This window comes from Neisseria sicca, from assembly GCF_014054945.1.
Taxonomy (GTDB): domain Bacteria; phylum Pseudomonadota; class Gammaproteobacteria; order Burkholderiales; family Neisseriaceae; genus Neisseria; species Neisseria sicca.
In genome coordinates this window covers 1956840-1981431 of sequence record NZ_CP059566.1, presented here as the reverse complement: position 1 = coordinate 1981431, position 24592 = coordinate 1956840, and the positions used below count along the sequence as shown (strand labels likewise).

The window sequence follows — 24592 nt, the reverse complement described above, 5'->3', positions numbered from 1 at the left end:
AGGTATTACTTAAATTTTTTAATTTTTGTAAGTAATCGCTTGTTTTTTGGATAAAGTTAACAGAATTAAGGTATATTCCTAAACACCTCAAGGTCACTTTCATTTCAGATGAATGTTTGGCCTGTCTGCCAAAACGGCAGAAAGAGGCAACCGTATGAGAAAAATGTTTCAACATACCGGAAACACGCGGGAACGTTGTGTATTGATTTAAAATTCACATTCGTATTTAAAATAACAAAGAAAAAAAGATTATGTTAAGTGCCATTATTGTTGAAGACGAAGTGCTGGCAGCAGAGCGTTTACGGGTCTTACTTGAAGAATGCAATGTCGTCTTGCTTAATGTATTCCACCATGCCCAGCCGGCATTGGATTGGTTGAGCATACATGAAGCAGATATCGTATTCGCCGATATCGGCCTGCCTGAAATCAACGGTTTGGAGTTTGTCGAGCGCATCAAGCGCGGTGCCAAACGCCAGCCCGAAATTATTTTCACCACCGCCTATGAAGAACACGCCCTGCGTGCCTTCGAATTGGCTGCCGCCGACTATCTGCTCAAGCCCATCAGAATGACCCGTCTGCAAGCTGCGCTTGACCGCGTCGGCGAAAAATACCGTGAAAAAGCCGACGATTTCACCCATTTCACCGTCTTCAGCCGTGATCTGATGATTGAAATCCCATGGCAGCAGGCGCGTTATTTATTGGCGGAACATAAAACCGTATTCCTGATTACCGGCGACGGACAGCGATACGAATTGCCCAAAACGCTGGTTTCTTGGGAAGAGCTGCTCGGAGACAAAGTGATCCGCATCCACCGCAATGCCATCGTGTTCCGACACACCTTAGACTGCCTTATCCGCTTGGATGAAGAGGAAGATGAAAGCAATGCCATTTGGGGCGCGAAGGTCTTGGACGTACCCAAACCGCTTCCCGTCAGCCGCCGCCAATTGGCAACCCTGCGCAAAATTCTGAAAAAACAAATCTGATGGCGGCTTTGCCGCATCATCAACAAAGCCCTGCCGTTTGGCAGGGCTTTTGTTTTTCAGACGACCCCTTGTCGTGAACCGACACGGTAGTCGTAACAAGGCGGCAGAGTAGCGGATAGATATAGTGGATTAACTTTAAATCATTACGGCGTTGCCTCGCCTTAGCTCAAAGAGAACGATTCTCTAAGGTGCTGAAGCACCAAGTGAATCGGTTCCGTACTATCTGTACTGTCTGCGGCTTCGTCGCCTTGTCCTGATTTAAATTTAATCCACTATAAGATTAGGATAAGGCGGGGCAACAGGTTATCCCGTTGCCCGAACCTTATCGCGATGCGCCGTCATTCGCCGTTTTATCATGATCCCGCACGATTTTGTCGTACACGGCTTCGGGCAGGTAGCGGCGTATCATGTCGCGCCAGCCGTCGGGGCCGACCAAGCCTTTGACCATGGTGGAAGATACTTCGGCGATTTCGCGCGGCGGCATCAGGAAGACCGTCGAAATTTCGGGTGCAAGGTCGCTGTTGATATAGCGCATGGAGCGTTCGTATTCGTAGTCGGCGGCAGAACGGATGCCGCGAACGATAAATCCCGCGCCGATTTCGCGCGCGTAGCGGACAAGGAAGCGGTTTTCAAATACACAGATGCGGACGTTGGGGAAGTCGCCCGTAATCGCTTCGAGCATGGCGCGGCGTTCGTCTATGGTGTAGGTGTTGCGTTTTTCAGGGTTGATGCCGATGGCGACGACGAGCTCGTCAAAAAGCGCCTGTGCTTCTTTTATCATCCAAAGATGACCGAGCGTCGGCGGGTCGAAACTGCCTGCGTAAACAGCGCGGCGCGGGGGAATCGTTTTCATGGAAAGTAGAATGAGTGATGGCAGCCGTCAGCATAGCGGGCGGGGGCGGGAATGTCAAAAAGGTCGTCTGAAACACAAATCAGTCCGTATTGGGGCGAAACCGGGTTTTCAGACAACCCATTCATTAAAACATGATTGATATGAAATCAAACGCCGGAAAGATTCGCTTCAGGCGGTTTAAAGCAATAATGCGGCGACACCGGATTAGCCTTCCTTTACTTCGAAATCCTTTAATAGCATAATAAATAGAAATTATTATCAAAATTTATCCGTATTAGGCAAATGGGCGAAAGTGCATTTGTATAGTGGATTAAATTTAAATCAGGACAAGGCGAGGCAACGCCGTACTGGTTTAAAGTTAATCCGCTATATTTCAGACGGATTCGATATGGAGATTGGAAAATGGAACTGAAAAGACGTGATTTCTTAAAAATGACTGCCGCACTGGCAGCAGCAGGGGTTTCGCCTTCGCTGTTGGCGGCGGGGAAAGAGCAATTTACCATTTATGGCGCGCCGGCGATGCCCAGCGTCACCATCGCCGTAGCGGCGTTGCAGGGCAAGCTGGCGAAGCAGGCGGATGTGTCGCTCAAGGTTTGGCGTTCGCCCGACCAGCTTCGCGCGGGCGTGGCGAGCGGGCAATTTAAAGTGATGATGAGTCCGAGCAATGTCGGCGTGAACCTGCGCAACCAAGGGCAGAAAGTCGGCATGGTGAATATTTTGACCAACGGCATCACGCAGTTGGTCTGCAAAGGCAGCGCGATTGCCTCGCCGCAGGATTTGGTCGGCAAAAAAATCCTCGTGCCGTTTAAAAACGACATGCCCGACATCGTGCTGCAAGCCTTGTTGAAAAAACTGAAAATCGACGCGCACAAAGTCGGCATCACTTACACCGCCACGCCGCCCGAAGCCGTGGGGCTGTTTTTGAGTAAGGATTACCACGCCGCCATCCTGCCCGAACCGATGGCGAGCGCGGGTATGCTCAAAGGCAAAACCATGGGCGTAAACGTCGTGCGCGGCTTTGATTTAGTGAAAGCATGGGGACAGGCGTTTGACACCAAACCGTTGATTCCGATGGCGGGCATCATCGCCAACGAAGAATATTTCCACGCGCACAAGGCGCAATTCGACATCTTCCATCAGGATTTGAAAAACGCGCTCAACTGGATACTCGCCAACCGCCAAAGCGCGGCGAAAATCGGCAAAAACTACCTCCCCGCCCCCGAACCCGCCCTAGTCATGGGCTTGGACGGCGCGCGGCTGACGGTAACCAAAGGCAGCGAAGTGAAGAACGAGATTTTGAAGTTTTACGAAATCCTGATGCAGTTCAACCCGAAACTCTTGGGCGGCAAGCTGCCGGATAACGGGTTCTTCTTGGCTTAAAGGGAAAGAGGTCGTCTGAAAAGGGGTTGTATTGGGGAATCCAATATACCCTTTTCAGACGACCTATTAGATAATATTCAGAACAGTACACAAAAAGCCTTCATTACTAGGTAGGCATAAATCTAGTCTTTGATGCTGAAGGAATGGTGATAGGCGATAACCATAGGTTGGTTTGCCAAATACAACAAAACTGTTGAACTGTCTGAAATGTTAGGTCATGGCACGATCTAAGATCACTGTTGTTAAAACGAAATAGATCGTAGATTATGTGGACAGTTTATTTTAATAATAGTTAATTTCAAATTTATTTAGAAAGATAATAAATGAAAATTAAAATCAATAAATTCAAACAATTAAATGATATTGTAATGGATGTTGGAGAGGTTACATTATTAATCGGTAGTAATAATGCGGGGAAGAGCTCTATTCTTCAAGCAATTCAATTTGGTGTTTCTGTTGCGCAGGCTACTTCACTATTACCAAATGCTAGGTGGAAACATAATAAATTACCTACTTCCATAGGGCAGGCAGAATTAATGTATCTTCCTATAAAGGACGTTTCATACCTAGCCCAAAAGGGACAATTGAAAGAAGAAAGAGACAAAGCGATTAGCATTGAATATATTAAGGAAGATGCTCACACAAAGGTTTTGATTAAAAAAGGTAGGAACAAAAATATATCTATTGAAATAGAGGGGGAATCCATTGGTCAAGAAATTCAATCTATTGAGAATCCTTTTTCTATCTTAGTAACAGGATTAGCTGGAATTCCTCATGAAGAGAAATACCAAACTCCTTTAGTGGTAAAAAAATCTGCGGCTAGAGGAGATTCAAATTCTGTTTTTCGGAATATTTTGCTTTTATTAAAACAAAACTCAGAAGCTTGGGCACATTTCCAGAGTGAGATGCAGAAAATTTTTCCGAATTACACCATAGACGTTAAGTTTGATAAAGATAAAGATGAGTTTATAAGTTGTACGGTAGAGAAAGATGATGGAATTCAATATCCAATTGACTCTTGTGGTACCGGAATATTGCAAGTTATTCAGATTATTTCCTATATTTATTTGTTTAATCCCCAAATTTTATTGCTTGATGAGCCTGATAGTCATTTGCATCCAAATAATCAAAGATTATTAGCTCAAAGATTGATGGAATTATCAGAAATTACAAATACAAAAATAGTTATTGCAACTCATAGTAGATATTTGATTGATGAACTTATTGATGAATCTAATTTACTTTGGTTGTCAAATGGGCAATTACAGCCTTGCGAAGATAATCATATCATCAATTTGTTAATAAGTATGGGAGCGTTAGATGCTGGGCAAAGATTGTCTCCCCCAAAATGGATATTATTAACAGAAGATAGTAATTTAGATTTCTTAAAAAAACTTATTATTTCTAACGGGGCAAAATTAACGGAAGGTGAGATTCAGTCTTATAAGGGTTGTACTAAAATTGAAACTGCACAAGTCCTTTTAGAATATTTAAGAAAGAGTTTTCCTGAAGCTAGATTTATTATTCATAGGGATAGAGATTTTTTATCTGATGAAAAAATTGATGATTACAAGTCTAAATTTGACGATGTTTACTTTCTAATTCCAGAATTTAATGATATAGAAAGCCTATTTATTTCCATTGACCATTTGAAATCTGCGTGTGGTGTAAGCCAAAAAAATGCAGAAGAAATAATCCAAAGTGCATTTAATAGCAATCGGCTAGAACTTATAAAGAAATATGTTAACGTCAAAAAGCAAAACTTTCCTTTCAAAGAACAGGCTGATAAAGCAGGTGAGTTTGCTTCGGAGGCTTGTATGTTATTTGAGACTTATAACCCCAAATACATACATGGCAAGGAAATGCTAAAAGCTATTAGGCGTGAATTAAGTGCTAGAGGAATAGCAGATAAACTTAATGATCCTGATAAACTTAATGAACCTACTGAGGATTTAAAAGTAGAAAATATAGCTGGCCTATTTTCTGGTTTATAAAATATATAAAAGAATTATATGTGAAAACTGAAAAAACACGCTATATATTGCTATCTAAGGCTGCAACCTACCCTTTTCAGACGACCTATCGTCCCCAAACCATCCCCATCAACCAACACTCCAACCATGATTAAAACCGACAAAATCCGCAAACCGCAGCCTGCGGTGTTTTACATCATCGACTACCTTTGGAGCGGTTTCGCCGGTCTGAGTGTGGCGATGGTGGTGGTGGCGTTGTGGGCGTGGGGCAGTGCCGTGTTCGGCGGGTTTATGCTGCCTGCGCCGGTGGAGGTGTTTCAAAAGTCTTTGGATTTATTGAAACATTTTCAGGAAAACGAAATCGGGATTTCGCTGTGGCGGTCGGTGGCGGGCATTTCGGTTGCGTTGGCGGCGGGATTGGCGGCGGGGCTGGTGGCGGGCAGTTTTAAGACGGCGATGGCGTTGCTCAAGCCTGTGATTACGATTTTGTTGGCGATGCCGCCGATTATTTGGGTGGTGATGGCGTTGTTTTGGTTTGGTTTCGGCAATCCGAGCGTGCTGTTTACCATTATTGTGTTGGTTGCGCCGCTGACGTTTGCGAGCGCGGCGGTCGGGATGGCGAGTGTGAACAGGCAGCATGAGGAATTGTTTGACGCTTATAAATTAGGCCGTCTGAAAAAAATCCGCTATCTGTATATCCCGCACCTGACGGGCTATGTGATTTCCAGCATCGGCGTGGCGGTGGCGATGGGGGTGAAGGTGGTGATTATGGCGGAACTCTTGGGCGCGAGCGAAGGCGTGGGTGCGCGGATTGCGGACGCGAGGGCGATGCTGGAGACTTCGACGGTGATGGCTTATGTGGTGCTGGTCATCGTGTTTGTGTCGCTGTTTGAATACCTGATTACCAAGCCTTTGGAAATTTTGTTTATGCCGTGGAGGAGATGATGCTCTGTCTTGAAAACGTGCGTTTTGAAATTCTCCGCGACCCCATCGTGCGCGATTTCAGTTTGAACCTGCAACATGGCGAAGTGAAGGCCTTGTTCGGACCGAGCGGCTGCGGCAAGACGACGGTTTTGCGCTTGATTGCGGGCTTGGAAACGCCGAAATCGGGCACGATACGCAATACTTTCCGCAAAACGGGTTTTCTGTTTCAGGAAAACCGCCTGCCGGAAAACCTGACCGCGATGCAGAATATCGCGATTTTTATGGACAAACCCGATGAAGGCGAAATCATCGCGCTGGCGGCGAAAGTCGGGCTGACTGCGGGCGATTTGAACAAATATCCGACCGAGTTGTCCGGCGGTATGGCGAAACGGGTGGCGTTTCTGCGCCTGCTGCTGTGCGGCTGCGACCTTGCCTTGCTGGACGAGCCGTTTGTCGGTTTGGACCGCGATTTGCGCGATATTTTGGTCGCCATGCTGGTGGAAAAAATCGAACAGCAGGGCATGGCGTGTATGCTGGTAACGCACGACCGCTTCGAAGCCGCGCGCCTGAGCCATGAAATCATGCTGCTTTCCACTAAGGGCATGAACGTGCAAAACGTGATAACCCTGCCCACGCCGCTGTCCGAACGCGATTCGGCTTTTGAAGAAGCCGTGGTGGCAAGGGAGTTTCAGGGGATTCATTATTATGAGTGATAAGGGGATTTGAATATCTGACGAACCTTGCGGTTTGTTGCCCTCTCCCTAGCCCTCTCCCACGGGGAGAGGGGATCAGGTTGCTGAAAATCAGAGAGCGCAGGATTGGGAATCGAATGGCAGGTAAACCTAAAAATGTTCAGGCTCGACAGCCCAATTCCCTCTCCCCGTGGGAGAGGGCTAGGGAGAGGGTAAGCAAGCCGCAGGCTTGCCTCTTTAGCGAAAGATACGAATCTGTTATCCGAACGCGATTCGGTTTTTGAAAAAGCCGTGGTGCCAAGGGGGCAGGGGATTCATTATGAGGTGCTTTATGTTTTCGACTGTGATTACTGCTGCTGTTTTATATATTGCTACAGCAGTAGATTTGTTGGTAATACTATTAATATTTTTTGCTAGAGCAAATACTAGAAAAGAATATCGAGATATTTATATCGGACAATATTTAGGTTCTGTAATTTTAATATTAGTTAGTTTATTTCTAGCTTTTGTTTTGAATTATGTTCCGGAAAAATGGGTGTTGGGTTTATTAGGTTTAATACCGATTTACTTAGGTATTAAAGTTGCTATTTACGACGATTGTGAGGGCGAAAAAAGAGCTAAAAAAGAATTGGATGAAAAAGGGTTGTCAAAATTAGTCGGTATTGTTGCTTTGGTTACAGTTGCTAGTTGTGGTGCAGATAATATTGGACTTTTTGTTCCTTACTTTGTGACTTTAGATCTTGTCGACTTATTAGTTACTCTTCTTGTATTTTTAATATTGATTTTTGTTTTAGTATATACAGCACAAAGATTGGCTAATATTTCAGGTGTTGGTGAAATTGTAGAGAAGTTTAGTCGTTGGATAATGGCTGTTATTTATATTGGTTTAGGGTTATTTATTATTATTGAAAATAATACAATTCGAACAATAATATCAATAATATGAATGATACGGGCATTTGAGTATCTGACAAACCTTGCGGTTCGTTGCCCTCTCCCTAACCCTCTCCCACGGGGAAAGGGGATCAGGTTGCTGAAAATCAGAGAGCCGTAGAATTGGGTATCAGATGGCAGGTAAACCTGAAAATGTTCGGGCTCGACAGCCCGATTCCCTCTCCCCGTGGGAGAGGGCTAGGGAGAGGGCAAGCAAGCCGCAGGCTTGCCTCTTTGGCGAAAGGTACAGCCCTGTCCATCCAATAAATCTATATCCGAAAATATCTTCATCCAGAATCAAGCCAAGCCATGAATAAATTTTTCACCCATCCCATGCGGCCGTTTTTCGTCAGCGCGGCGGTGCTTGCCATACTCGGCGCGTTGGTGTTTTTCATCAGCCCCGCCGCCATCGTCCTGCACCGCCAAATCTTCTTCGAACTCATGCTGCCTGCGGCATACGGCGGTTTTCTGACTGCTGCGATGCTCGAATGGACGGGGTATAAAGGTCGTCTGAAACCTGTTGCCACCGTCTTGGCGGCGCTGTTGCTCGCCGCATCCGTCCTACTGCCGTTTGCGCCGCAAACCACTTCGTTTTTCGTTGCCGCCTATTGGCTGGTGTTGCTGCTGTTCTGCGCTTGGCTGATTTGGCTCGATCGTAACACCGACAACTTCGCCCTGCTGATGCTGCTTGCTGCGTTTACCGTTTTTCAGACGGCCTATGCCGTCAGCGGCGATTTGAACCTGTTGCGCGCGCAAGTGCATCTGAACATGGCGGCGGTTATGTTCGTATCCGTCCGCGTCAGCGTCCTTTTGGGCGCGGAAGCCCTTAAAGAATGCCGTCTGAAAGACCCAGTATTCATCCCCAACGTCGTCTATAAAAACATCGCCATCACCTTCCTGCTGCTGCACGCCGCCGCCGAACTTTGGCTGCCCGCGCAAACCGCCGGTTTTACCGCGCTCGCTGTCGGTTTCATCCTGCTCGCCAAGCTGCGCGAACTGCACCATCACGAACTCCTGCGCAAACACTACGTCCGCACCTATTACCTCCTCCAACTCTTTGCCGCCGCAGGTTATCTGTGGACAGGCGCGGCGAAACTGCAAAACCTGCCTGCCTCCGCGCCCCTGCACCTGATTACCCTCGGCAGCATGATGGGTGGCGTGATGATGGTGTGGCTGACCGCCGGACTGTGGCACAGCGGCTTTACCAAACTCGACTACCCCAAACTCTGCCGCATCGCTGCTCCCATCCTCTTTTCCGCCGCCGTCTCGCGCGCTGTTTTAATGAACGTAAATCCGATATTCTTCATCACCGTCCCCGCGATTCTGACCGCCGCCGTGTTCGTGCTTTATCTGTTGACGTTCGTACCAATCTTTCGGGCGAATGCGTTTACGGACGATCCGGAGTGAGCGTTTCTGTTTCATCCCGTCAGTCAATGGCAAGCCCTGTATCGCCTTAAGTCAAAAGGTCGTCTGAAAACCGGTTTCAGACGACCTTTTGTGTTGCCGCGCTTTATCTGCCGTACATTTCCCACAAGCTTTCTTGCAGGCTGAATGCGGGTTCGCCGTTTTCGGGGCGGGCGCGGATGTAGCTGCCGTCGGGCTGCATCAGCCAGGCGCGGGTGTTGTCTTGCAATGCCATTTCGATGCCTTCGTGGATGACGCGGGCTTTGAGTTCGGGTGTGAAAATCGGGGTGGCGACTTCGATGCGGCGGAAGAAGTTGCGCCCCATCCAGTCGGCGCTGGAGATGAAGGTGTCGTCCGCGCCGTTGTTGTGGAAGCAGTACACGCGCGAGTGTTCGAGCTGTCTGCCGATGATGGAGCGGATGCGGATGTTTTCGGACAGGCCTTTGACGCCGGGGCGCAGGGTACACATGCCGCGCACGATGAGGTCGATTTGCACGCCTGCGCTGCTGGCGCGGTAGAGGGCGTCGATGACGCTCGGCTCGATCAGCGAATTCATTTTGGCGCGGATGCGGGCGGGTTTGCCTGCTTTGGCGTGTTGGATTTCGCGCTCGATGCGGTCGATGACCATTTTGTGCAGGGTAAACGGGCTTTGGTAGAGCTTGTTCAGACGACCCGGTTTGCCCAAGCCTGTGATTTCCATAAAGATGGTGTTCACGTCGGCAGTGATTTGGTCGTCGGCGGTGATGATGCCGAAGTCGGTGTAAATACGCGATGTGCCTTGATGGTAGTTGCCGGTGCCGAGGTGGGCGTAGCGTTTGAGCGCACCGTTTTCGCGGCGGATGACGAGTGCCATTTTGGCGTGGATTTTGTAGCCGAATACGCCGTAAACGACGTGTGCGCCTGCGTTTTCAAGCTGTTGCGCCCAGTTGACGTTGTTGGCTTCGTCAAAACGCGCCATGAGTTCGACGACGACGGTTACTTGTTTGCCGGCAAGGGCGGCTTTCATCAGGGCGCGGACGAGTTCGGAATTGCTGCCGGTACGGTAGATGGTCATTTTGACGGCAAGGACGGCGGGGTCGGCGGCGGCTTCGCGTATCATGTGGACGACGGGGTCGAAGGACTGATACGGATGGTGCAGCAGGATGGGCGACTGTTTCGCCAGTTTGAAAATGGAGCCGTTCTTGCGCAATGCTTTCAGACGACCTGCCCCGCGTGCGGGAAACTTGAGGTCGGGACGGTCAACCAAATCGGGCACGGCATTGAGGCGCACGAGGTTGACCGGGCCTTTGACTTGGTAAAGCTCGGCGGGGGTGAGTTTGAACTGGGCGAGCAGGAAGTCGTGGATGTGGGGCGGGCAGGTGTCGGCGACTTCGAGGCGCACGCCGTCGCCGTATTCGCGGTCGTGCAATTCGTTTTGAATGGCGGCACGCAGGTTTTTGAGGTCTTCTTCATCGACGGTCAGGTCGCTGTCGCGGGTGAGGCGGAACTGGTGGCAGCCTTTGACCGTCATGCCGGGGAAGAGTTTGCCGACGTGGGCGTGCAGGATGGAGGAAAGGAAGACGAAGCCGCTGCCGCCGTCGCACAATTCGGCGGGCAGGGGGACGACGCGCGGCAGGATGCGCGGGGCTTGCACAATCGCCATGCCGGAGGGGCGGCCGAATGCGTCCGTACCTTCAAGTTCGACGGCGAAGTTGAGTGATTTGTTCAGCGGGCGCGGGAAGGGGTGCGACGGGTCGAGTCCGATAGGGGTGAGGATGGGCAGCAGTTCGGCGTCGAAATACTGCTCGATCCATTTCTGCTGCCCTGCCGTCCAGTTGCGGCGGCGGTAGAAATGGATGCCTTGTTTGCCCAGTTCGGGCTGCAAGACTTCGTTGAACAGGCGGTATTGCTCCTGTATTAGAGCGTGCGCTTCGGCGGCGACAGCGGCGATGGTTTCGGACGGCGTGGTGCCGTTGTCCAAACGCTCGTGCGGATTCATTTTTTGAGCACGTTTGAGCCACGCCATGCGTACCTCGAAAAATTCGTCGAGATTGGAAGAGACGATGCACAAAAACCGCAAACGTTCCAAAAGCGGTACGTTTTTATCCTGCGCCTGCGCCAAAACGCGGCGATTGAAAGCGAGCAGGCTCAGTTCGCGGCAGAGGATGCGGTTTTGTTCGGGCATGGTGTTCTCCTGAAGCGGGTGGGTCGGACAGTCAATTGGGAAGTATAACGCGTTTCGGACGGGCGGGGCAGTGGCGCGGGATGGGCGGGCGGTTGGTAGGGTGGGAGGTCGTCTGAAAAGGCTGTCGGGGCGTTTTGGGTATGGGGAAAGTGTTTTCAGACGAGTTGTATAAGAATGGTTATTATTTGTGCAAATATTGTTTATTTTTATAGTAAATGGTATCGTTAGCACGATTTTTTAGGGCGAAAGCCGGTCTGAATTTTGCCCGAACTGCCCCTGTCTGTTTTCAGACGACCTTGTTGTAGTGGATTAACTTTAAATCAGGACAAGGCGACGAAGCCGCAGACAGTACAGATAGTACGGAACCGATTCACTTGGTGCTTCAGCACCTTAGAGAATCGTTCTCTTTGAGCTAAGGCGAGGCAACGCCGTACCGGTTTAAAGTTAATCCACTATATCGTCTTTATGGCGTTTGTTTTTCCATCTGAATTATTTTTCCCTTATGTCCGTCAAACCTTTATCTTTAAATTTAATCAACTGCTTTGTGCTGGTGGTGCTGTTTGTCGTCAGCCTGTCGGTGGGCGTCGGCAATTTCCGCTGGGCGGATGTGTTTCACTGGACATTGTCTGACAGCACGGAATTGATGCTGGTCAGCCGCCTGCCGCGCACGTTTGCGATTGTGCTGGCGGGAGCGTCGATGGCGGTGGCGGGGATGATTATGCAGATTTTGATGCGCAACCGTTTTGTCGAGCCGTCTATGGTGGGCGCAAGTCAGAGCGCGGCGTTGGGTGTGTTGGTGATGACGCTGATGTTTCCGGCTGCCGGGCTGACGGCGAAAATGTCGGTGGCGGCTGCGGCGGCGTTGGCGGGGATGCTGGTGTTTATGATGCTGATACGCCGTTTGCCGCCGACGGCGCAGTTGATGGTGCCGCTGGTAGGGATTATTTTCGGCGGCGTTATCGAGGCGGTGGCGACGTTTATCGCGTATGAGTTTGAGATGATGCAGATGTTGAGCGTGTGGCAGCAGGGCGATTTTTCGGGCGTGCTGTTGGGGCGTTACGAATTGCTGTGGCTGACGGGCGGCTTGGCGTTGGCGGCGTATTTAATTGCCGACCAACTGACGATTTTGGGCTTGGGCGAGACGGTGAGCGTGAATCTGGGTCTGAACCGGACGGCGGTGTTGTGGGTAGGCTTGGTGATTGTCGCGCTGATTACGTCGCTGGTGTTGGTAACGGTCGGCAATATTCCGTTTATCGGGCTGGTCGTGCCGAACATCATCAGCCGCCTGATGGGCGACAAGCTGCGCCAAAGCCTGCCTGCGGTGGCTTTGCTCGGCGCGTCGCTGGTGCTTTTGTGCGATATTTTGGGGCGCGTGATTGTGTTCCCGTTTGAGATTCCGGTCTCAACCGTGTTCGGTGTGTTGGGTACGGTGTTGTTCTTGTGGATTTTGTTGAGGAAGCCTGCCCATGTCGTCTGAAAACAAGCGTAGCACGCTTCGCCCGAACAAGGTTGCGTTTATGCAGGGTTCTTCCCGTCCGCTGTGGGCGGCGTTTATCTTGCTGCTCGCTTGTTGCACCTTGTTCCTGACTTTGAACATCCAAGGCGATTGGGATTTTGTGTTGCAGCTGCGGCTGACCAAACTGGCGGCTTTGCTGCTGGTGGCGTATGCGGTCGGGGTTTCGACCCAGCTTTTCCAAACGTTGACGAACAACCCGATCCTTACGCCTTCAATTTTGGGCTTCGATTCGCTGTATGTGTTTTTGCAAACGCTTTTGCTGTTTGCCTTGGGCGGGGTGGGCTATACGTCGCTGCCGCTGACGGGCAAGTTCGGCTTTGAACTGGTGATGATGATGGGCGGCTCGCTGCTTTTGTTTTACACGCTCATCCGGCAGGGCGGACGCGATTTGTCGCGCATGATTTTGATCGGCGTGATTTTCGGGATTTTGTTCCGCAGCCTCTCTTCGCTGCTGACGCGCATGATTGATCCGGAGGAATTTACGGCGGCGCAGGCGAATATGTTTGCGAACTTCAATACGGTCCACAGCGAGCTTTTGGGCGTGGGCGCGCTGATTCTGCTGGCGAGCGCAGTGGTGGTTTGGCGCGAGCGGCACCGTCTGGACGTCCATCTTTTGGGACGCGACCAAACGATTAATTTGGGCATAAACTACACGCGCAATACTTTGTGGCTGCTGCTTTGGATTGCCGCGCTGGTGGCGACGGCGACGGCGGTGGTCGGGCCGGTCAGCTTCTTCGGCCTGCTGGCTGCCGCGCTTGCCAACCATTTTGCCCCGAGCGTGCGCCATAGCGTGCGGCTGCCGATGACGGTGTGCGTCGGTGGCATCCTGCTGGTCGGCGGGCAAACCGTGTTCGAACACCTGCTCGGCATGAAGGCGGTGTTGAGCGTAGTGGTTGAATTTGCGGGCGGGCTGGTGTTTTTATATTTGGTGCTGAAACGCAAGCGGTAGGTCGTCTGAAAACTTTTCCGGCCTGAATTCAAATGGCGTAAACCACTATTTCCAAACGGTATATTTCGTTTTGCGCGCCCTTGGATTTGACGGCGTGAATGAAACTAAATATCGGGTTCTTACTCATATTAAGCATCACTATCAAGGTGCGTGCTATGAGTAAAGTGTTGAAATACCGTCCTGATTTGGACGGGATACGGGCATTGGCCGTTTTATCCGTCATCGTATTTCATATCGATCCCCAATGGCTGCCGGGTGGTTTTTTGGGCGTGGATATGTTTTTCGTGTTGTCGGGATATTTGATCACGACCATTATCAGCCGCGAGATTCGCGACGGCAGCTTTTCGTTTCTCGAGTTTTACAAACGCCGCGCCAAACGCATTTTGCCTGTCTTTGCCTGTGTATTGCTTTGCACGACGGTCGTTGCCGCCATTTTCTTTTTGTCTTTCGATTTGCGCCAATACGTCAAATCCGCCGTCTATGCCTTGCTGTTTGCCGCCAACCTGTTCTTTGCCCGCCGCGGCGGTTATTTTGATGCGGATGCGACGGAAAAGCCGTTGCAGCACATTTGGTCGCTGTCGTTGGAAGAACAGTTTTACTTTATTTTCCCCGCGTTGCTGATTTTGTTTTTCCGTATCAGCAAACGGCGCAATGTGCGGACGTTTATCCTTTTGCTGATTGTCATCAGCCTGTTTTCCGCGCTGTTGCCGACTTTGGGCATGGAGGCGTATTTCCTGCCGCATGTGCGCGCTTATGAGCTGCTGGTCGGTTCGCTTTTTGCCTTCATTCCGCCTGCCGAACAAAACGACAAAGCCAGTACGCCGCTATTCGGATGGCTGATGATGGCGGTCATCGCCGCCACGCTGGTGCTGCCCTACGGCGTCCTGCCCGGCGCGGGAAATATCGAACGGCTGCTTTGCTGTCTGGCGGTCGGCGGTTTGATTTATTCGGGCAAATCATTGCAGATGCAGGAAGGTTTCAATACGTCCAAACTGTTGAGCCTCAAGCCGGTGGTGTTTATCGGGTTAATTTCGTATTCGCTGTATTTGTGGCACTGGGTGGTGTTGGCGCTCATGCGCTACATCTATATGGACGCCCAGCTTCCGCTTGCCGCATCGGCATTGGCTGTCATCATCATGCTGCTGTTGTCGGTGTTGTCTTATTATTTTGTGGAAACACCGGCGCGGAAGGCGAAGAATTTTACGACGGCGAAATTCAAATGGAGCATGGTGGCTTATTTCGCGCTGCTGATTCCTGCGGCAACCTACCTGATGACCGCCAAACCCGCCGCGTTTGAAAGCAGTTTGTACAAGGTTGATGAAAGCAAAATTTGCGCGGACACGCTGACCAAAACCGACTGCGCCGTCGGCGCGGCAAACCAAAAACCTGAAGTTTTGGTCATCGGCGACTCGCATGCCGCCCATTTGAGCCCCTTCCTCGACATTGTCGGCAAAAAAGAAGGCTGGTCGGCAGACGTCATCACGTCCAACAGTTGCGCCACCGCGTTCGGATTCGTCCTGCCCGACAGCGACCGCCGCGCCGACCGCTGTAATCCGTATAACAGGTTTATCGAACAAAAAACCAAAGACTATCCTGTCATCATCATTTCGCAACGCTGGTTCCTCCATACCGCCAAACCGGAATTTTTGGAACGGTTCAACACAATGCTGGAGGATTTGGTGAAGGCGGGCAAAAAAGTGTACGTTTTGGCCGATACGCCTATGGACGGGCAGCTGCCGTTGCGGCGTTATTACCTGAGACAAAAGCTCGGCATCGACATCAATTATGTTTCAGAGGATAAAAAGGCAGAAATCCGCGATTCCGCCAAGTCGGAAGACGAAGTCGAAAAAATCGTGAAGCAGCACCGCGGCGTGCAGTGGGTGGACTTTATGCAGTACATCCCCGCGGACAAACTTATAGACGGGCTGCCGGTGTATTTCGATACCAACCACCTCAACCCGTTCGGTTCAAGTAAAATTGCCGAAATGTTTATCAACGATAAACGCACCCTGTTGAAATAAGCACAAAGGTCGTCTGAAAACAGATTCAGACGACCTCTTTAAAGCAAAAGGATACCGTATGACTCAAGAACACTTTCCCGAATTTTTCGAGCAAGCCCCGACGCTGACCGTCCAAGACGCGCTCGCCGAATTTCTCGGCGCGGCAGAGGAGGGCATCATGCAATATCGCTACGCCGATGCCGTCCGCCTGTGCGGACACTCCTGCCCCACCGTCGCAGGCGCGTACCTCATGACGCTTAAAGGCTTGAAAGCACTTTACGGCAGCGACCTGCCGCAGCGCGGCGGAATCGAAGCCGCCATGCAGGGCGCGCGCGACGAAGGCACGGTCGGCGTTACCGCATCCGTCGTCCAACTCTTAACCGGCGCCGCTCCCGAAACCGGCTTCGGCGGCGTCGGCCCGCAAGGACGCTTCGCCCGCCGCAACCTGTTGAGTTTCGATGCCGATATCGAAGGCACGCTGACCCTGCGCCGCAAAGACAACGGCAAAACCGTCGCCGTCAGCCTCAACGCCGCCATGCAGCCCTTCGCCCCCGAAATGCGCGACATCATGCCCAAAGCCGTCAGCGGCACCGCCACCGCAGAAGAACTCAAACGCTTCGGCGAACTCTGGCAGGCGCGTGTCAAAGCCTTCTTGATTGATTTGGCAGACAATCCCCAATTCGTCATCGTTCGCGAAATCTGAAGCTCATCCTTTTCAGACGACCTCTCATGTTCGGAGGTCGTCTGAAAACAAATCCACACATCACACCCATCATGATTACCATCCGCAACGTCAGCTTCCACATCGGCGGCAACCCCATCCTCAACAACGTCAGCCTCGACATCCCCGAAGGCGGCATCACCGCGCTCATCGGTCCCAACGGCGCAGGCAAATCCACGCTCCTCTCCTTCATGGCGCGCCTCCGCCCGCTGGAACAGGGCAGCATCAGCTACGCCGGCAAAGATATTTCGACCACGCCCACCGCCGAGCTGGCAAAAACGCTCTCCATCCTGACCCAAGAAAACAGCGTCATGAGCCGCATCACCGTACGCGACCTGCTCATGTTCGGGCGTTACCCCTACCACCAAGGCAGGCCGACCCCCGAAGACCTCGCCATCGTCGAAAACGCACTTTCCGAGTTCAAACTGGACAGCTTCGCCAACCGCTACCTGACCGAACTCTCCGGCGGACAACGCCAACGCGCCATGATTGCCATGGTCTTCTGCCAAAGCACCGATTACGTCCTTTTGGACGAACCGCTCAACAACCTCGATATGTACCACGCCCGCGCCCTCATGCAGCTGCTCCAACGGCTGACCCGCGAACACAAACGCACCACCGTCGTCGTCCTGCACGACATTAACCAAGCCGCCGCCTACGCCGACCACGTCGTCGCCATGAAAAACGGACAAGTCGCCATGACCGGCGCACCGAACGACATCTTTACCGCTGAAAATATTAAAGATTTGTTTGATATGGATGTGGACGTGTTGGACTATCAGGGCAAGAAGCTGGTCATTCATCACGTTTGAGATACGGATGTGGAAAAGGTCGTCTGAAAAGTTTTCAGACGACCTTTTGTTATATCCATCTTATTTGAGCAGCTAGGCAGATTGAGGGTGCATCAAGTTTAAACTGGTGGGGTGTTGCCCTCACTTCAGCTCGCGGAGAGGCATTTTCTAAGGTGTTGAAGCACCTTAAAAAATCGGTTTCGTACGATTTGTACTGTCTGCGGTTTCGCCGCCTTGTCCTAATTTAAACTTAATCGACTTTATCGCGTTATTTCCGTTTTACAGGAACTTGGCGGCAAGGTATCCGGCAGCCACCAAGCCGAACATGGCAAGAATGCCCAATACGCTGATCAGGATGTAGGTGTTCTTTTTGGATTGCAAAGCAGCCAATTGGGGATCTTCACCCAATTCTTGGCGGAGTTTGCTTTCCAGTTCCGAACGGATTTGTTTGCGTAGGAGTTTTTCTTCGCGCTCTTTTTCGATTTGCAGCTTATGGGCGATTTCCGCTTGTTTTTTATGCTCAAACGCCACCCGTTCCTGCCATTCGATGCGCTTGCGCTGGATGATTTGCTCGGTCGCGCTGGCAAGGTGGAAATGGCAGACGGGACATTCCGTCGCCTCGTGATCCTCAATCAGGGTCAAACATACGGGACACTGGCGGATTTCAGGAGCCGCTTCTTCCTGTTCTTCGCCGCTGAGATCCAGCTCCAATTCCATCGATTGGCGGACGATGACATCCAATCCCAAATAATTGAAATATTGTTGAGCATTTTCACGTTCGTCTTGGGTACAGTTCTCGGCAATAATGGCTTGCGGACGTTCGGCAAGCGCTTGAACCAAATCTTCGGCTTCTTTTTCCGGCAGATTATCGTACAAGCAGGCGTTGATGCGCTCGCGATCGACATCCGGCGGATAAGAAACATAAACGTCGTAAAGTTTATCTTGTTTCTTCATTGTGATCCCATGAGATATAAAATCCTGCTTTGTTATTTGAAGGCAGGTATTTAGTGTCGGTTTTGTTATAAAGTATAGATTATTATTCGTCTATTTGTCTTAACCGAAGGATAAAGGGTATTTTATTCGGCTGAAATAGTATAAATGCCCGATTCTGACCGATTATAGTATATTAATGAATATTACCAAATGGAACTATGAATTATAAGATAGATGTTATTGCTTTGAAAGCATATCAATCTAAAAGGCCGCCTGAGTGAACAGACGGCCTTTTTTAGAAAACGGCGTATTAGACGGAAAATGAAGAACCGCAACCGCAAGTGGTCTCCGCATTCGGATTGCGGATAACGAATTGGGAACCTTGCAGGCTTTCGGTGTAGTCGATTTCCGCGCCGACCAAATATTGATAGCTCATCGGATCGACCAAGAAAGTCAGCCCGTTTTTTTGGATTTCAAAATCGTCATCGTTTTTGATTTCGTCAAAGGTAAAACCGTATTGGAAGCCTGAGCAGCCGCCACCGTTGACGAATACGCGCAGTTTCAAGTCGGGATTGTTTTCTTCGGCAATTAAATCAGCTACTTTGGTGCAGCAGCTTTCTGTAAAAATGATAGGGCTTTCGTCTGACATGATGTGATTCCTTTTATATGAATATTGCCAGTATTGTCGCGCAAACGGATTCTTGAAGCAAGAAGAGGGTGTTGCGGGTCGGGCGGCAATATCTGTTAACCGCTTACATGGCTGCAATCTCGAAAAATTTCAATAGGCAGGCGGACAGCCTTTACACCGTCCGTCCTGTTAAAAAATAGGAAAACATGAATTCAGGTCGTCTGAACACAACGCAGATCAGATAATCCGTCCAAACCATTCCACGCGGCCGATGATGGCAACATCTTCGGTCATTTTGTTTAAATCGATTTCAAAGGCCGGATAGGCTTCGTTGGCGGAGATGACGTTGACGATGCCGCCGGGTATGACTTGCAGCCGTTTCACCAAAAGATTTTCATTGATACGCAGAACATATAACCCATCGCGCGGGGTGGTTTCGCTGCGGTTGATGAGGATGGTATCCCCGTCGTTCAGGACGCCTTCCATAGAGTCGCCTTTGACGGAAATGACCGACAGGTTTTTGGTGTCGCGGGTAACGTAGTTTTCAATCCAGTAACGGCGGAATGCCATGGTAAACATGGGTTTTTCATCGCCGACAAGCTGTCCGTGTCCTGCGGCGGCATGGATGTCGTAGCGCGGAACGAAGATAAATTCGTCAATATCGACCGGATTGCCCAAAGTGTCGTAAGCGGTGGCTTTAGGCGGCTCGGTATTGGGAAACGGCTCTCCTTCTCCCGTCAGAAGCCAGTCTATGCTGCATCCTTTGAGCTGTTTGATTTTTTTCAGGGTTTCGGATTTGGGTAATCCGCCCTCATTCCAGATGCGGCTGAAGCCGGCGATGGTCATATCGATATCGGCCGCGATTTTGGCTTGTCGTGCTTCATCTTTCCATAGAAAAGCCAGTCTGTCTTTAAAGGTATCCATGTTGTTCCTTTGGTTTAAGTGTGATTTTTAATACACTTTGAATGATTAATGTGTATTTTACCTTAGTTTTTGTCAAATTGTAAGAAAAATATTAGTTACGCTAAGAAAAAGTATTGCTGTTTTTGTTTTTTCTGAGTATTATGTGCTTATTGTTAGATTAATCGAATAATTTCGGTTCAAAAATACTTTTATTTTTAATTTGTATCTCAGTTTTGATGCTTTATTCTGATTAATCTGATTTTTTAGACTGAATTATGTTTTATTTGAATGTGTTTTAGATTTTGTTGGAGGCTGTGAAAATGACTCGTTATCGTAAAAATGCTTGGTTGGTTCTGACTGCTTTTGTATTGGGTTTTTTGGCGTTTCCTTTCAGCTATTCGCAAGCGCATCAATCTGATATCAGCGTTTCGGCACAAGAGTGCGAGCAGTTGAATAATTTGGTTTTGGAAAATATGAACGGGCAGCAGCAAGTATTTGCGCGCGAGTGTGATACGGTTGAGGCTTCGCATGATTGGGAGCAGCAGTACGGCAATTTGAATGAAGAAGAATTGGTTGCCGGTATTGTGTATGAGTGAGTGGCTGTGAGGCTGCTGTTATGAAGCTCTAAATCTGGAGGCGGGGAATTTTTGAGTTTGTATAGTGGATTAACTTTAAACCAGTACGGCGTTGCCTCGCCTTAGCTCAAAGAGAACGATTCTCTAAGGTGCTGAAGCACCAAGTGAATCGGTTCCGTACTATCTGTACTGTCTGCGGCTTCGTCGCCTTGTCCTGGTTTAAAGTTAATCCACTATATAATGGACGGGCAGGGTAGGCATGCGCCGTGTGGTTGAAGTTCACCGACTAGAAATTCTTTAGATTTGTGATTTGGAAGGCATTTGCTATTGTGGTTGTTGATGAGGGGTCGTCTGAAAACGGTGTGAGTGGTTCTCAGACGACCCCTTTAGATGGATGAAAATCCCTCTTGTTCGGAATGACCGTATACATCAGGGAAGTAGCGGGGCGTTTTGCAGACCGAGCTGTTCGTCAAAACCGAACATGATGTTCATGTTTTGAATGGCTTGTCCTGCTGCGCCTTTCACTAAATTATCGATGACGGACAAGGCAATCCAAAGATTCGATTGCGGCGCTTGCTGGATGCTGATGCGGCACAAATTGGCTCCGCGGACGCTGCGTGTTTCGGGTGTGGAACCGGCAGGAAGAATGTCGACAAAGGGGCTGTCCCGATAGTATTCGCGAAGTATCTCTTCAGGATGGCAACCGTCCTCAAGATGCAGGTAAAGGGTTGCGTGCATACCGCGTATCATGGGCGTGAGGTGCGGAGTGAAGACAAAACCATCGGCGATGTCTGCCTGCAATGTTTGGATGGTTTGTTTGATTTCGGGAAGGTGGCGGTGTCCGCCGATACCGTATGCTTTGAAATTGTCGCCCGCTTCGCAGAGGAGTGAACCGATGTTGCCCTTGCGCCCTGCGCCGGAGACGCCGGATTTGCAGTCGGCAATCAATGGCATGTGTGCTTTCAGACGACCTTGTTGCAACAAAGGCAATAAGGGCAGTGAAACGCAGGTGGGATAGCAGCCGGGGTTGGCGACGATGCGTGCGTTGGCAATGGTGTCGCGGTTCATTTCACTTAATCCGTATACGGCTTGCGGGATAATATCGGGGCTGGCGTGGCGCATACCGTACCATTGTTCCCATGTCGGGATGTCTTGGATGCGGAAGTCGGCGGATAGGTCGACGATACGGACGTTTTGGTTCAGAAGCGCGGGTGCTTCCTTCATGGCGACGCCGTTGGGCGTGGCAAAAAACACGACGTCACATTGATCCAGTCGGGCTTGGTCCGGCGTTTGGAAGGTTAAGTCATAAATGCCGCGCAAACTGGGAAAGTAATCGGCAATGGCAATGCCCGCTTCGCTTCTGCTGGTAATGGCGGTTACTTCGACATTGGGGTGCGTGCTGAGCAGGCGGAGTAGTTCTACGCCGGTGTAGCCTGTTGCGCCGACGATGCCGGCTTTGATTTTTTGATTCATGATTTCTCCGTTGGGTGGACTTTAAATATGGAGGTTTAGTTTAATGGGATGAGGGTCGTCTGAAAAGGGGAAGGGGGGTAATACGGCACGCTCTGACGATTGACCGTGTGGAAATCGGTATTCGTCTGACGGTATCCCTTAGTCTTTAGAAACGCTGATGGTGTGTTTGACGTGTTTTAAATTCGCCACGATGGTAAACGTCATCATCACCAGCAAAGCCCACGAACTCCATTTGCTGATGTGTACCGATGCCCATGCGCCGATTTGGTTGGGATAACGCCAAACGCCGAACAAAGTCCCTAAGTTTTCCGCCAGCCAAATGAAAAAACCGATGAGGACGAAAGACAGCAGAAGCGGCATTTTTCGGGTAGTGTCATAGGGCGTGTATAAAACCGTTGTCCGCGCATACAGCCCGAGTGCAAATGCGGCAAGATACCAGCGATAGTCGCCGAGATAGTGATGAGTGAAAAAATTGACGTAAATTGCCAGCGCGCACAATGTGCTCAACCAATACGGCGGATGGCTTTTGATTCTGATATTAAAGAGCCGCCAAGCCTGAATGATGTAGCTGCCGACCGCCGCATACATAAAGCCTGCAAACAGCGGCACGCCGCCGATTTTGGTGTATGCCTCGTCTGGATAGCTCCAAGACTGGATGTCGCCCGATGTTTTGAACCACTCCAAAGCAAAGCCCACCAAGTGAAAAAGCGTAATCGATTTCACTTCGTCCCACGTTTCCAGCTTGAAATACAGCATCGCAGCCTGCACGGAGACTGCAAAAATCAGCAGCAGGTCATAGCGTGAAATCCCCAGCCAGCCTGTTTTCGGAATCAGGAACATGGCAATGAAAAACAGACCTGCAAACAAACAGGCGCGCGCTTCTTTCAGTCCGAAAAACCAGAATTCGACCGCAAAACGCCGCCAGCCGTGCAAATCATCCCGTTTCGGGTGTTCTATCAGCCAAGTATCCAGTTTGCCCAACATATTTTCAGACGACCTTCAGATTTGCAAAGTGACGGAATATAACGGAAATAGGGAAGAGGTGGGATACGGTATGACGAACGGCAATGTCGGAAGACGGGGCGGCGAGGGGTCGTCTGAAATCGTGTGCGATGTTTAGCATTTTTTGAGTGATAGGATGGGGCAGAACAATGAGCCTGCGGTTTGCCGATTATTTGAGCAGAGTAGGAGAGCAGGGTTTAAGGCAGGTTCGGAATAGGGAGTATCGCACAGTTTGAAACAGCAAACAGCTTTTGCGAATGGCACGCCCTAGATTTTCAGACGACCTTCCCGTATTCCTCCTCCTTCTTCGGGCTGTAAAATTTCTGCTAAAATCAAACGCCTTATCCCTTTCAGACGACATCGCCATGCAAGCACATACATTGGTCTGGTTCCGCCGCAACCTGCGCATACGCGACAACGCCGCGTTGTCCGCCGCCGTGAAGCGGGGATTGCCTGTGGCAGGCGTGTGGGTGGCGCAGGGGTCGTCTGAAATCCCCAATCCGCGTCAGGATTGGTTTCATTATCAGGCGGCGGCGGCTTTGCATGGCTCGCTGGCGGCGCGCGGCGTGGCTTTGTATGCGGTGAACCGTGTGGAAGAATTGCCTGCTTTGGCGACGCGGTTGAATGTTCAGACCGTAATTGCAGACGAAGCCTATACGTCGTCTGAAATCGGGCAAGATAACCGCATTTGGCGGATTTTGGATGAACAAGGCGTTGCGTTCGAGCGCGTTAACGACCGTGCCATATTCGCCAAGGCAGACATCATGGGCAGCCACGGCGCGCCTTATACCGACTTTCCGCATTATAAAGAAGCGTGGCTGGTTTTGTTTCGGCAGCGGTTCGGCGGGCAGGATGTGGGAGGCGGACGCGCTGAAATTTTTCAGACGACCTCTGTTGAAATGCCGTCATTTCCTGCGTGGAACGGGCAGCAGGATATGGTTTCTGCGCAGCGCGGCGGCGAAGATGAAGCAGGCAAACAATGGCAGCATTTTGAAGAAAATATTGGGTTTTATCCGATTATGAAGGATTTTCCCGCCAGAAAAGGCACCAGCCGCTTGAGCGCGTATTTGAGCGCGGGCTGCATTTCGCCGCGCGTGTTGGCGACTGAAGCCTCAGGGCAGGGCGCAGATGCTTGGTTGGACAACTTGATTCAGCGCGATTTCTATCAGCAGCTTGCTTACCACCGCGCCCGCATCGAGCCTGAATCTGCTGCCGAATCTGCGCCGTTTTCAGACGACCTGACGGAACGCTGGCGGCAGGGGGAAACAGGTTTCCCGCTTATCGATGCCGCCATGCGCAGCCTGAAATCGAGCGGCTGGCTGCATCCCGCTCTGCGTTCCCTGACGGCAGAATTTTTGTGTGGCGTCCTGCATCAGCCGTCCGAACACGGCATCGTTTGGTTCGCCACACAGCAAACCGATTTTGACCCCGCGTTGAACGAGGGCAACTGGCAAACCGCCGCCCGCAATGCTCACCGGCGCTCCATCGATATTATCCAAACCGCCCGCCGGCTTGATCCCGACGGCACATTCGTCCGCCGCCACATCCCCGAGTTGGCGCACTTACCCGTTAATCTCGTCCATACCCCGTGGCTCGCCTCGTCTGAAATTGACGCACACGGCTATCCGCCGCCCGTCGTTGCGCCCTAGAGTGTGCCAGTCGCTCGGTAACGACTGCAGGTTTCTCATCAAACGAACTCTTTAAGCGTAAAAATATAGTGGATTAACTTTAAACCAGTACGGCGTTGCCTCGCCTTGGCTCAAAGAGAACGATTCTCTAAGGTGCTGAAGCACCA

General features: G+C 50.5%; 21 protein-coding genes. 14 read left to right on the top strand and 7 right to left on the bottom strand.

Features of this window, described 5'->3' with window-relative positions; genetic code table 11:
* Positions 1-251 precede the first annotated feature (251 nt).
* Complete coding sequence (locus H3L95_RS09485) at positions 252-983, top strand: LytR/AlgR family response regulator transcription factor (protein WP_003758320.1); 732 nt, start codon at positions 252-254, stop codon at positions 981-983.
* A 322-nt stretch (positions 984-1305) separates the two neighbouring features.
* Here H3L95_RS09485 and coaD read toward each other — a convergent pair whose 3' ends face one another.
* On the bottom strand, positions 1306-1836 hold the full coding sequence (gene coaD / locus H3L95_RS09480; protein ID WP_003758322.1) for a pantetheine-phosphate adenylyltransferase: 531 nt from the start codon (positions 1834-1836) through the stop codon (positions 1306-1308).
* A 402-nt stretch (positions 1837-2238) separates the two neighbouring features.
* Between coaD and H3L95_RS09475 the strand changes: the two genes are divergently transcribed.
* From H3L95_RS09475 to H3L95_RS09450, 6 genes are all read left to right on the top strand, one after another.
* The gene (locus tag H3L95_RS09475) at positions 2239-3216 is read left to right on the top strand and encodes an ABC transporter substrate-binding protein (protein ID WP_003758330.1); all 978 of its coding nucleotides are present in this window, start codon (positions 2239-2241) and stop codon (positions 3214-3216) included.
* A gap of 323 nt (positions 3217-3539) precedes the next feature.
* Positions 3540-5210 (top strand): AAA family ATPase, encoded by a 1671-nt coding sequence (locus tag H3L95_RS09470; RefSeq protein WP_003758331.1) that lies wholly within the window; start codon positions 3540-3542, stop codon positions 5208-5210.
* Positions 5211-5336: 126 nt separating this feature from the next.
* The gene (locus H3L95_RS09465; protein WP_003758333.1) at positions 5337-6134 is read left to right on the top strand and encodes an ABC transporter permease; all 798 of its coding nucleotides are present in this window, start codon (positions 5337-5339) and stop codon (positions 6132-6134) included.
* Positions 6134-6826: an ATP-binding cassette domain-containing protein gene (locus tag H3L95_RS09460; RefSeq protein ID WP_182096250.1), complete on the top strand. Its 693-nt coding sequence runs from the start codon at positions 6134-6136 to the stop codon at positions 6824-6826. Before H3L95_RS09465 ends, H3L95_RS09460 begins: the two co-directional genes overlap by 1 nt.
* A 310-nt stretch (positions 6827-7136) precedes the next feature.
* Positions 7137-7751, top strand: a complete 615-nt coding sequence (locus H3L95_RS09455) for a CadD family cadmium resistance transporter (protein WP_003703682.1) — start codon at positions 7137-7139, stop codon at positions 7749-7751.
* 296 nt (positions 7752-8047) lie between these two features.
* On the top strand, positions 8048-9145 hold the full coding sequence (locus H3L95_RS09450) for an NnrS family protein (protein ID WP_003758339.1): 1098 nt from the start codon (positions 8048-8050) through the stop codon (positions 9143-9145).
* Between the two features lie 103 nt (positions 9146-9248).
* Here H3L95_RS09450 and ppk1 read toward each other — a convergent pair whose 3' ends face one another.
* Positions 9249-11306, bottom strand: coding sequence for a polyphosphate kinase 1 (gene ppk1, locus H3L95_RS09445; protein WP_040668470.1), 2058 nt, complete (start codon positions 11304-11306; stop codon positions 9249-9251).
* Between the two features lie 502 nt (positions 11307-11808).
* On the opposite strand from ppk1, the gene H3L95_RS09440 reads away from it, so the two are divergent.
* The 5 genes from H3L95_RS09440 to H3L95_RS09420 all read left to right on the top strand — a co-directional run bounded on the left by H3L95_RS09440 (position 11809) and on the right by H3L95_RS09420 (position 17304).
* Positions 11809-12783: an ABC transporter permease gene (locus tag H3L95_RS09440; RefSeq protein WP_003758347.1), complete on the top strand. Its 975-nt coding sequence runs from the start codon at positions 11809-11811 to the stop codon at positions 12781-12783.
* On the top strand, positions 12773-13771 hold the full coding sequence (locus H3L95_RS09435) for an iron chelate uptake ABC transporter family permease subunit (RefSeq protein ID WP_182096143.1): 999 nt from the start codon (positions 12773-12775) through the stop codon (positions 13769-13771). Before H3L95_RS09440 ends, H3L95_RS09435 begins: the two co-directional genes overlap by 11 nt.
* 155 nt (positions 13772-13926) lie before the next feature.
* The gene (locus tag H3L95_RS09430) at positions 13927-15792 is read left to right on the top strand and encodes an acyltransferase family protein (protein WP_182096142.1); all 1866 of its coding nucleotides are present in this window, start codon (positions 13927-13929) and stop codon (positions 15790-15792) included.
* Positions 15793-15850: 58 nt separating this feature from the next.
* Entirely contained in the window at positions 15851-16474 is a 624-nt protein-coding gene (locus H3L95_RS09425; protein ID WP_003758361.1) for an FmdE family protein, read from the top strand.
* 71 nt (positions 16475-16545) lie between these two features.
* Positions 16546-17304: an iron ABC transporter ATP-binding protein gene (locus H3L95_RS09420; RefSeq protein WP_040668508.1), complete on the top strand. Its 759-nt coding sequence runs from the start codon at positions 16546-16548 to the stop codon at positions 17302-17304.
* Between the two features lie 258 nt (positions 17305-17562).
* Here the strand turns inward: H3L95_RS09420 and H3L95_RS09415 are convergent, their stop codons facing one another.
* The 3 genes from H3L95_RS09415 to H3L95_RS09405 form a co-directional block, all read right to left on the bottom strand.
* Positions 17563-18237, bottom strand: a complete 675-nt coding sequence (locus H3L95_RS09415; RefSeq protein ID WP_003758364.1) for a hypothetical protein — start codon at positions 18235-18237, stop codon at positions 17563-17565.
* A 289-nt stretch (positions 18238-18526) separates the two neighbouring features.
* Entirely contained in the window at positions 18527-18865 is a 339-nt protein-coding gene (gene erpA / locus H3L95_RS09410; RefSeq protein ID WP_003758366.1) for an iron-sulfur cluster insertion protein ErpA, read from the bottom strand.
* 216 nt (positions 18866-19081) lie between these two features.
* Positions 19082-19768 (bottom strand): S24 family peptidase, encoded by a 687-nt coding sequence (locus H3L95_RS09405; RefSeq protein ID WP_003758368.1) that lies wholly within the window; start codon positions 19766-19768, stop codon positions 19082-19084.
* Positions 19769-20067: 299 nt separating this feature from the next.
* On the opposite strand from H3L95_RS09405, the gene H3L95_RS09400 reads away from it, so the two are divergent.
* The gene (locus tag H3L95_RS09400; protein ID WP_003758370.1) at positions 20068-20343 is read left to right on the top strand and encodes a hypothetical protein; all 276 of its coding nucleotides are present in this window, start codon (positions 20068-20070) and stop codon (positions 20341-20343) included.
* Between the two features lie 408 nt (positions 20344-20751).
* Here the strand turns inward: H3L95_RS09400 and argC are convergent, their stop codons facing one another.
* Together argC and H3L95_RS09390 are read right to left on the bottom strand one after the other, a co-directional pair.
* Positions 20752-21795: an N-acetyl-gamma-glutamyl-phosphate reductase gene (gene argC, locus H3L95_RS09395; RefSeq protein WP_003758373.1), complete on the bottom strand. Its 1044-nt coding sequence runs from the start codon at positions 21793-21795 to the stop codon at positions 20752-20754.
* A 138-nt stretch (positions 21796-21933) separates the two neighbouring features.
* Positions 21934-22779 (bottom strand): DUF817 domain-containing protein, encoded by an 846-nt coding sequence (locus H3L95_RS09390; RefSeq protein ID WP_003758376.1) that lies wholly within the window; start codon positions 22777-22779, stop codon positions 21934-21936.
* A gap of 383 nt (positions 22780-23162) precedes the next feature.
* Here H3L95_RS09390 and H3L95_RS09385 point away from each other — a divergent pair, with 383 nt between their 5' ends.
* Complete coding sequence (locus H3L95_RS09385) at positions 23163-24446, top strand: FAD-binding domain-containing protein (protein WP_040668473.1); 1284 nt, start codon at positions 23163-23165, stop codon at positions 24444-24446.
* Positions 24447-24592: the final 146 nt, after the last annotated feature.

What these genes read in the sequence shown, in the direction of transcription:
- H3L95_RS09485 (WP_003758320.1), top strand. Translation starts at nt 252, where the DNA reads ATGTTAAGTGCCATTATTGTTGAAGACGAAGTGCTGGCAGCAGAGCGT.
- coaD (WP_003758322.1), bottom strand. Translation starts at nt 1,836, where the DNA reads ATGAAAACGATTCCCCCGCGCCGCGCTGTTTACGCAGGCAGTTTCGAC.
- H3L95_RS09475 (WP_003758330.1), top strand. Translation starts at nt 2,239, where the DNA reads ATGGAACTGAAAAGACGTGATTTCTTAAAAATGACTGCCGCACTGGCA.
- H3L95_RS09470 (WP_003758331.1), top strand. Translation starts at nt 3,540, where the DNA reads ATGAAAATTAAAATCAATAAATTCAAACAATTAAATGATATTGTAATG.
- H3L95_RS09465 (WP_003758333.1), top strand. Translation starts at nt 5,337, where the DNA reads ATGATTAAAACCGACAAAATCCGCAAACCGCAGCCTGCGGTGTTTTAC.
- H3L95_RS09460 (WP_182096250.1), top strand. Translation starts at nt 6,134, where the DNA reads ATGCTCTGTCTTGAAAACGTGCGTTTTGAAATTCTCCGCGACCCCATC.
- H3L95_RS09455 (WP_003703682.1), top strand. Translation starts at nt 7,137, where the DNA reads ATGTTTTCGACTGTGATTACTGCTGCTGTTTTATATATTGCTACAGCA.
- H3L95_RS09450 (WP_003758339.1), top strand. Translation starts at nt 8,048, where the DNA reads ATGAATAAATTTTTCACCCATCCCATGCGGCCGTTTTTCGTCAGCGCG.
- ppk1 (WP_040668470.1), bottom strand. Translation starts at nt 11,306, where the DNA reads ATGCCCGAACAAAACCGCATCCTCTGCCGCGAACTGAGCCTGCTCGCT.
- H3L95_RS09440 (WP_003758347.1), top strand. Translation starts at nt 11,809, where the DNA reads ATGTCCGTCAAACCTTTATCTTTAAATTTAATCAACTGCTTTGTGCTG.
- H3L95_RS09435 (WP_182096143.1), top strand. Translation starts at nt 12,773, where the DNA reads ATGTCGTCTGAAAACAAGCGTAGCACGCTTCGCCCGAACAAGGTTGCG.
- H3L95_RS09430 (WP_182096142.1), top strand. Translation starts at nt 13,927, where the DNA reads ATGAGTAAAGTGTTGAAATACCGTCCTGATTTGGACGGGATACGGGCA.
- H3L95_RS09425 (WP_003758361.1), top strand. Translation starts at nt 15,851, where the DNA reads ATGACTCAAGAACACTTTCCCGAATTTTTCGAGCAAGCCCCGACGCTG.
- H3L95_RS09420 (WP_040668508.1), top strand. Translation starts at nt 16,546, where the DNA reads ATGATTACCATCCGCAACGTCAGCTTCCACATCGGCGGCAACCCCATC.
- H3L95_RS09415 (WP_003758364.1), bottom strand. Translation starts at nt 18,237, where the DNA reads ATGAAGAAACAAGATAAACTTTACGACGTTTATGTTTCTTATCCGCCG.
- erpA (WP_003758366.1), bottom strand. Translation starts at nt 18,865, where the DNA reads ATGTCAGACGAAAGCCCTATCATTTTTACAGAAAGCTGCTGCACCAAA.
- H3L95_RS09405 (WP_003758368.1), bottom strand. Translation starts at nt 19,768, where the DNA reads ATGGATACCTTTAAAGACAGACTGGCTTTTCTATGGAAAGATGAAGCA.
- H3L95_RS09400 (WP_003758370.1), top strand. Translation starts at nt 20,068, where the DNA reads ATGACTCGTTATCGTAAAAATGCTTGGTTGGTTCTGACTGCTTTTGTA.
- argC (WP_003758373.1), bottom strand. Translation starts at nt 21,795, where the DNA reads ATGAATCAAAAAATCAAAGCCGGCATCGTCGGCGCAACAGGCTACACC.
- H3L95_RS09390 (WP_003758376.1), bottom strand. Translation starts at nt 22,779, where the DNA reads ATGTTGGGCAAACTGGATACTTGGCTGATAGAACACCCGAAACGGGAT.
- H3L95_RS09385 (WP_040668473.1), top strand. Translation starts at nt 23,163, where the DNA reads ATGCAAGCACATACATTGGTCTGGTTCCGCCGCAACCTGCGCATACGC.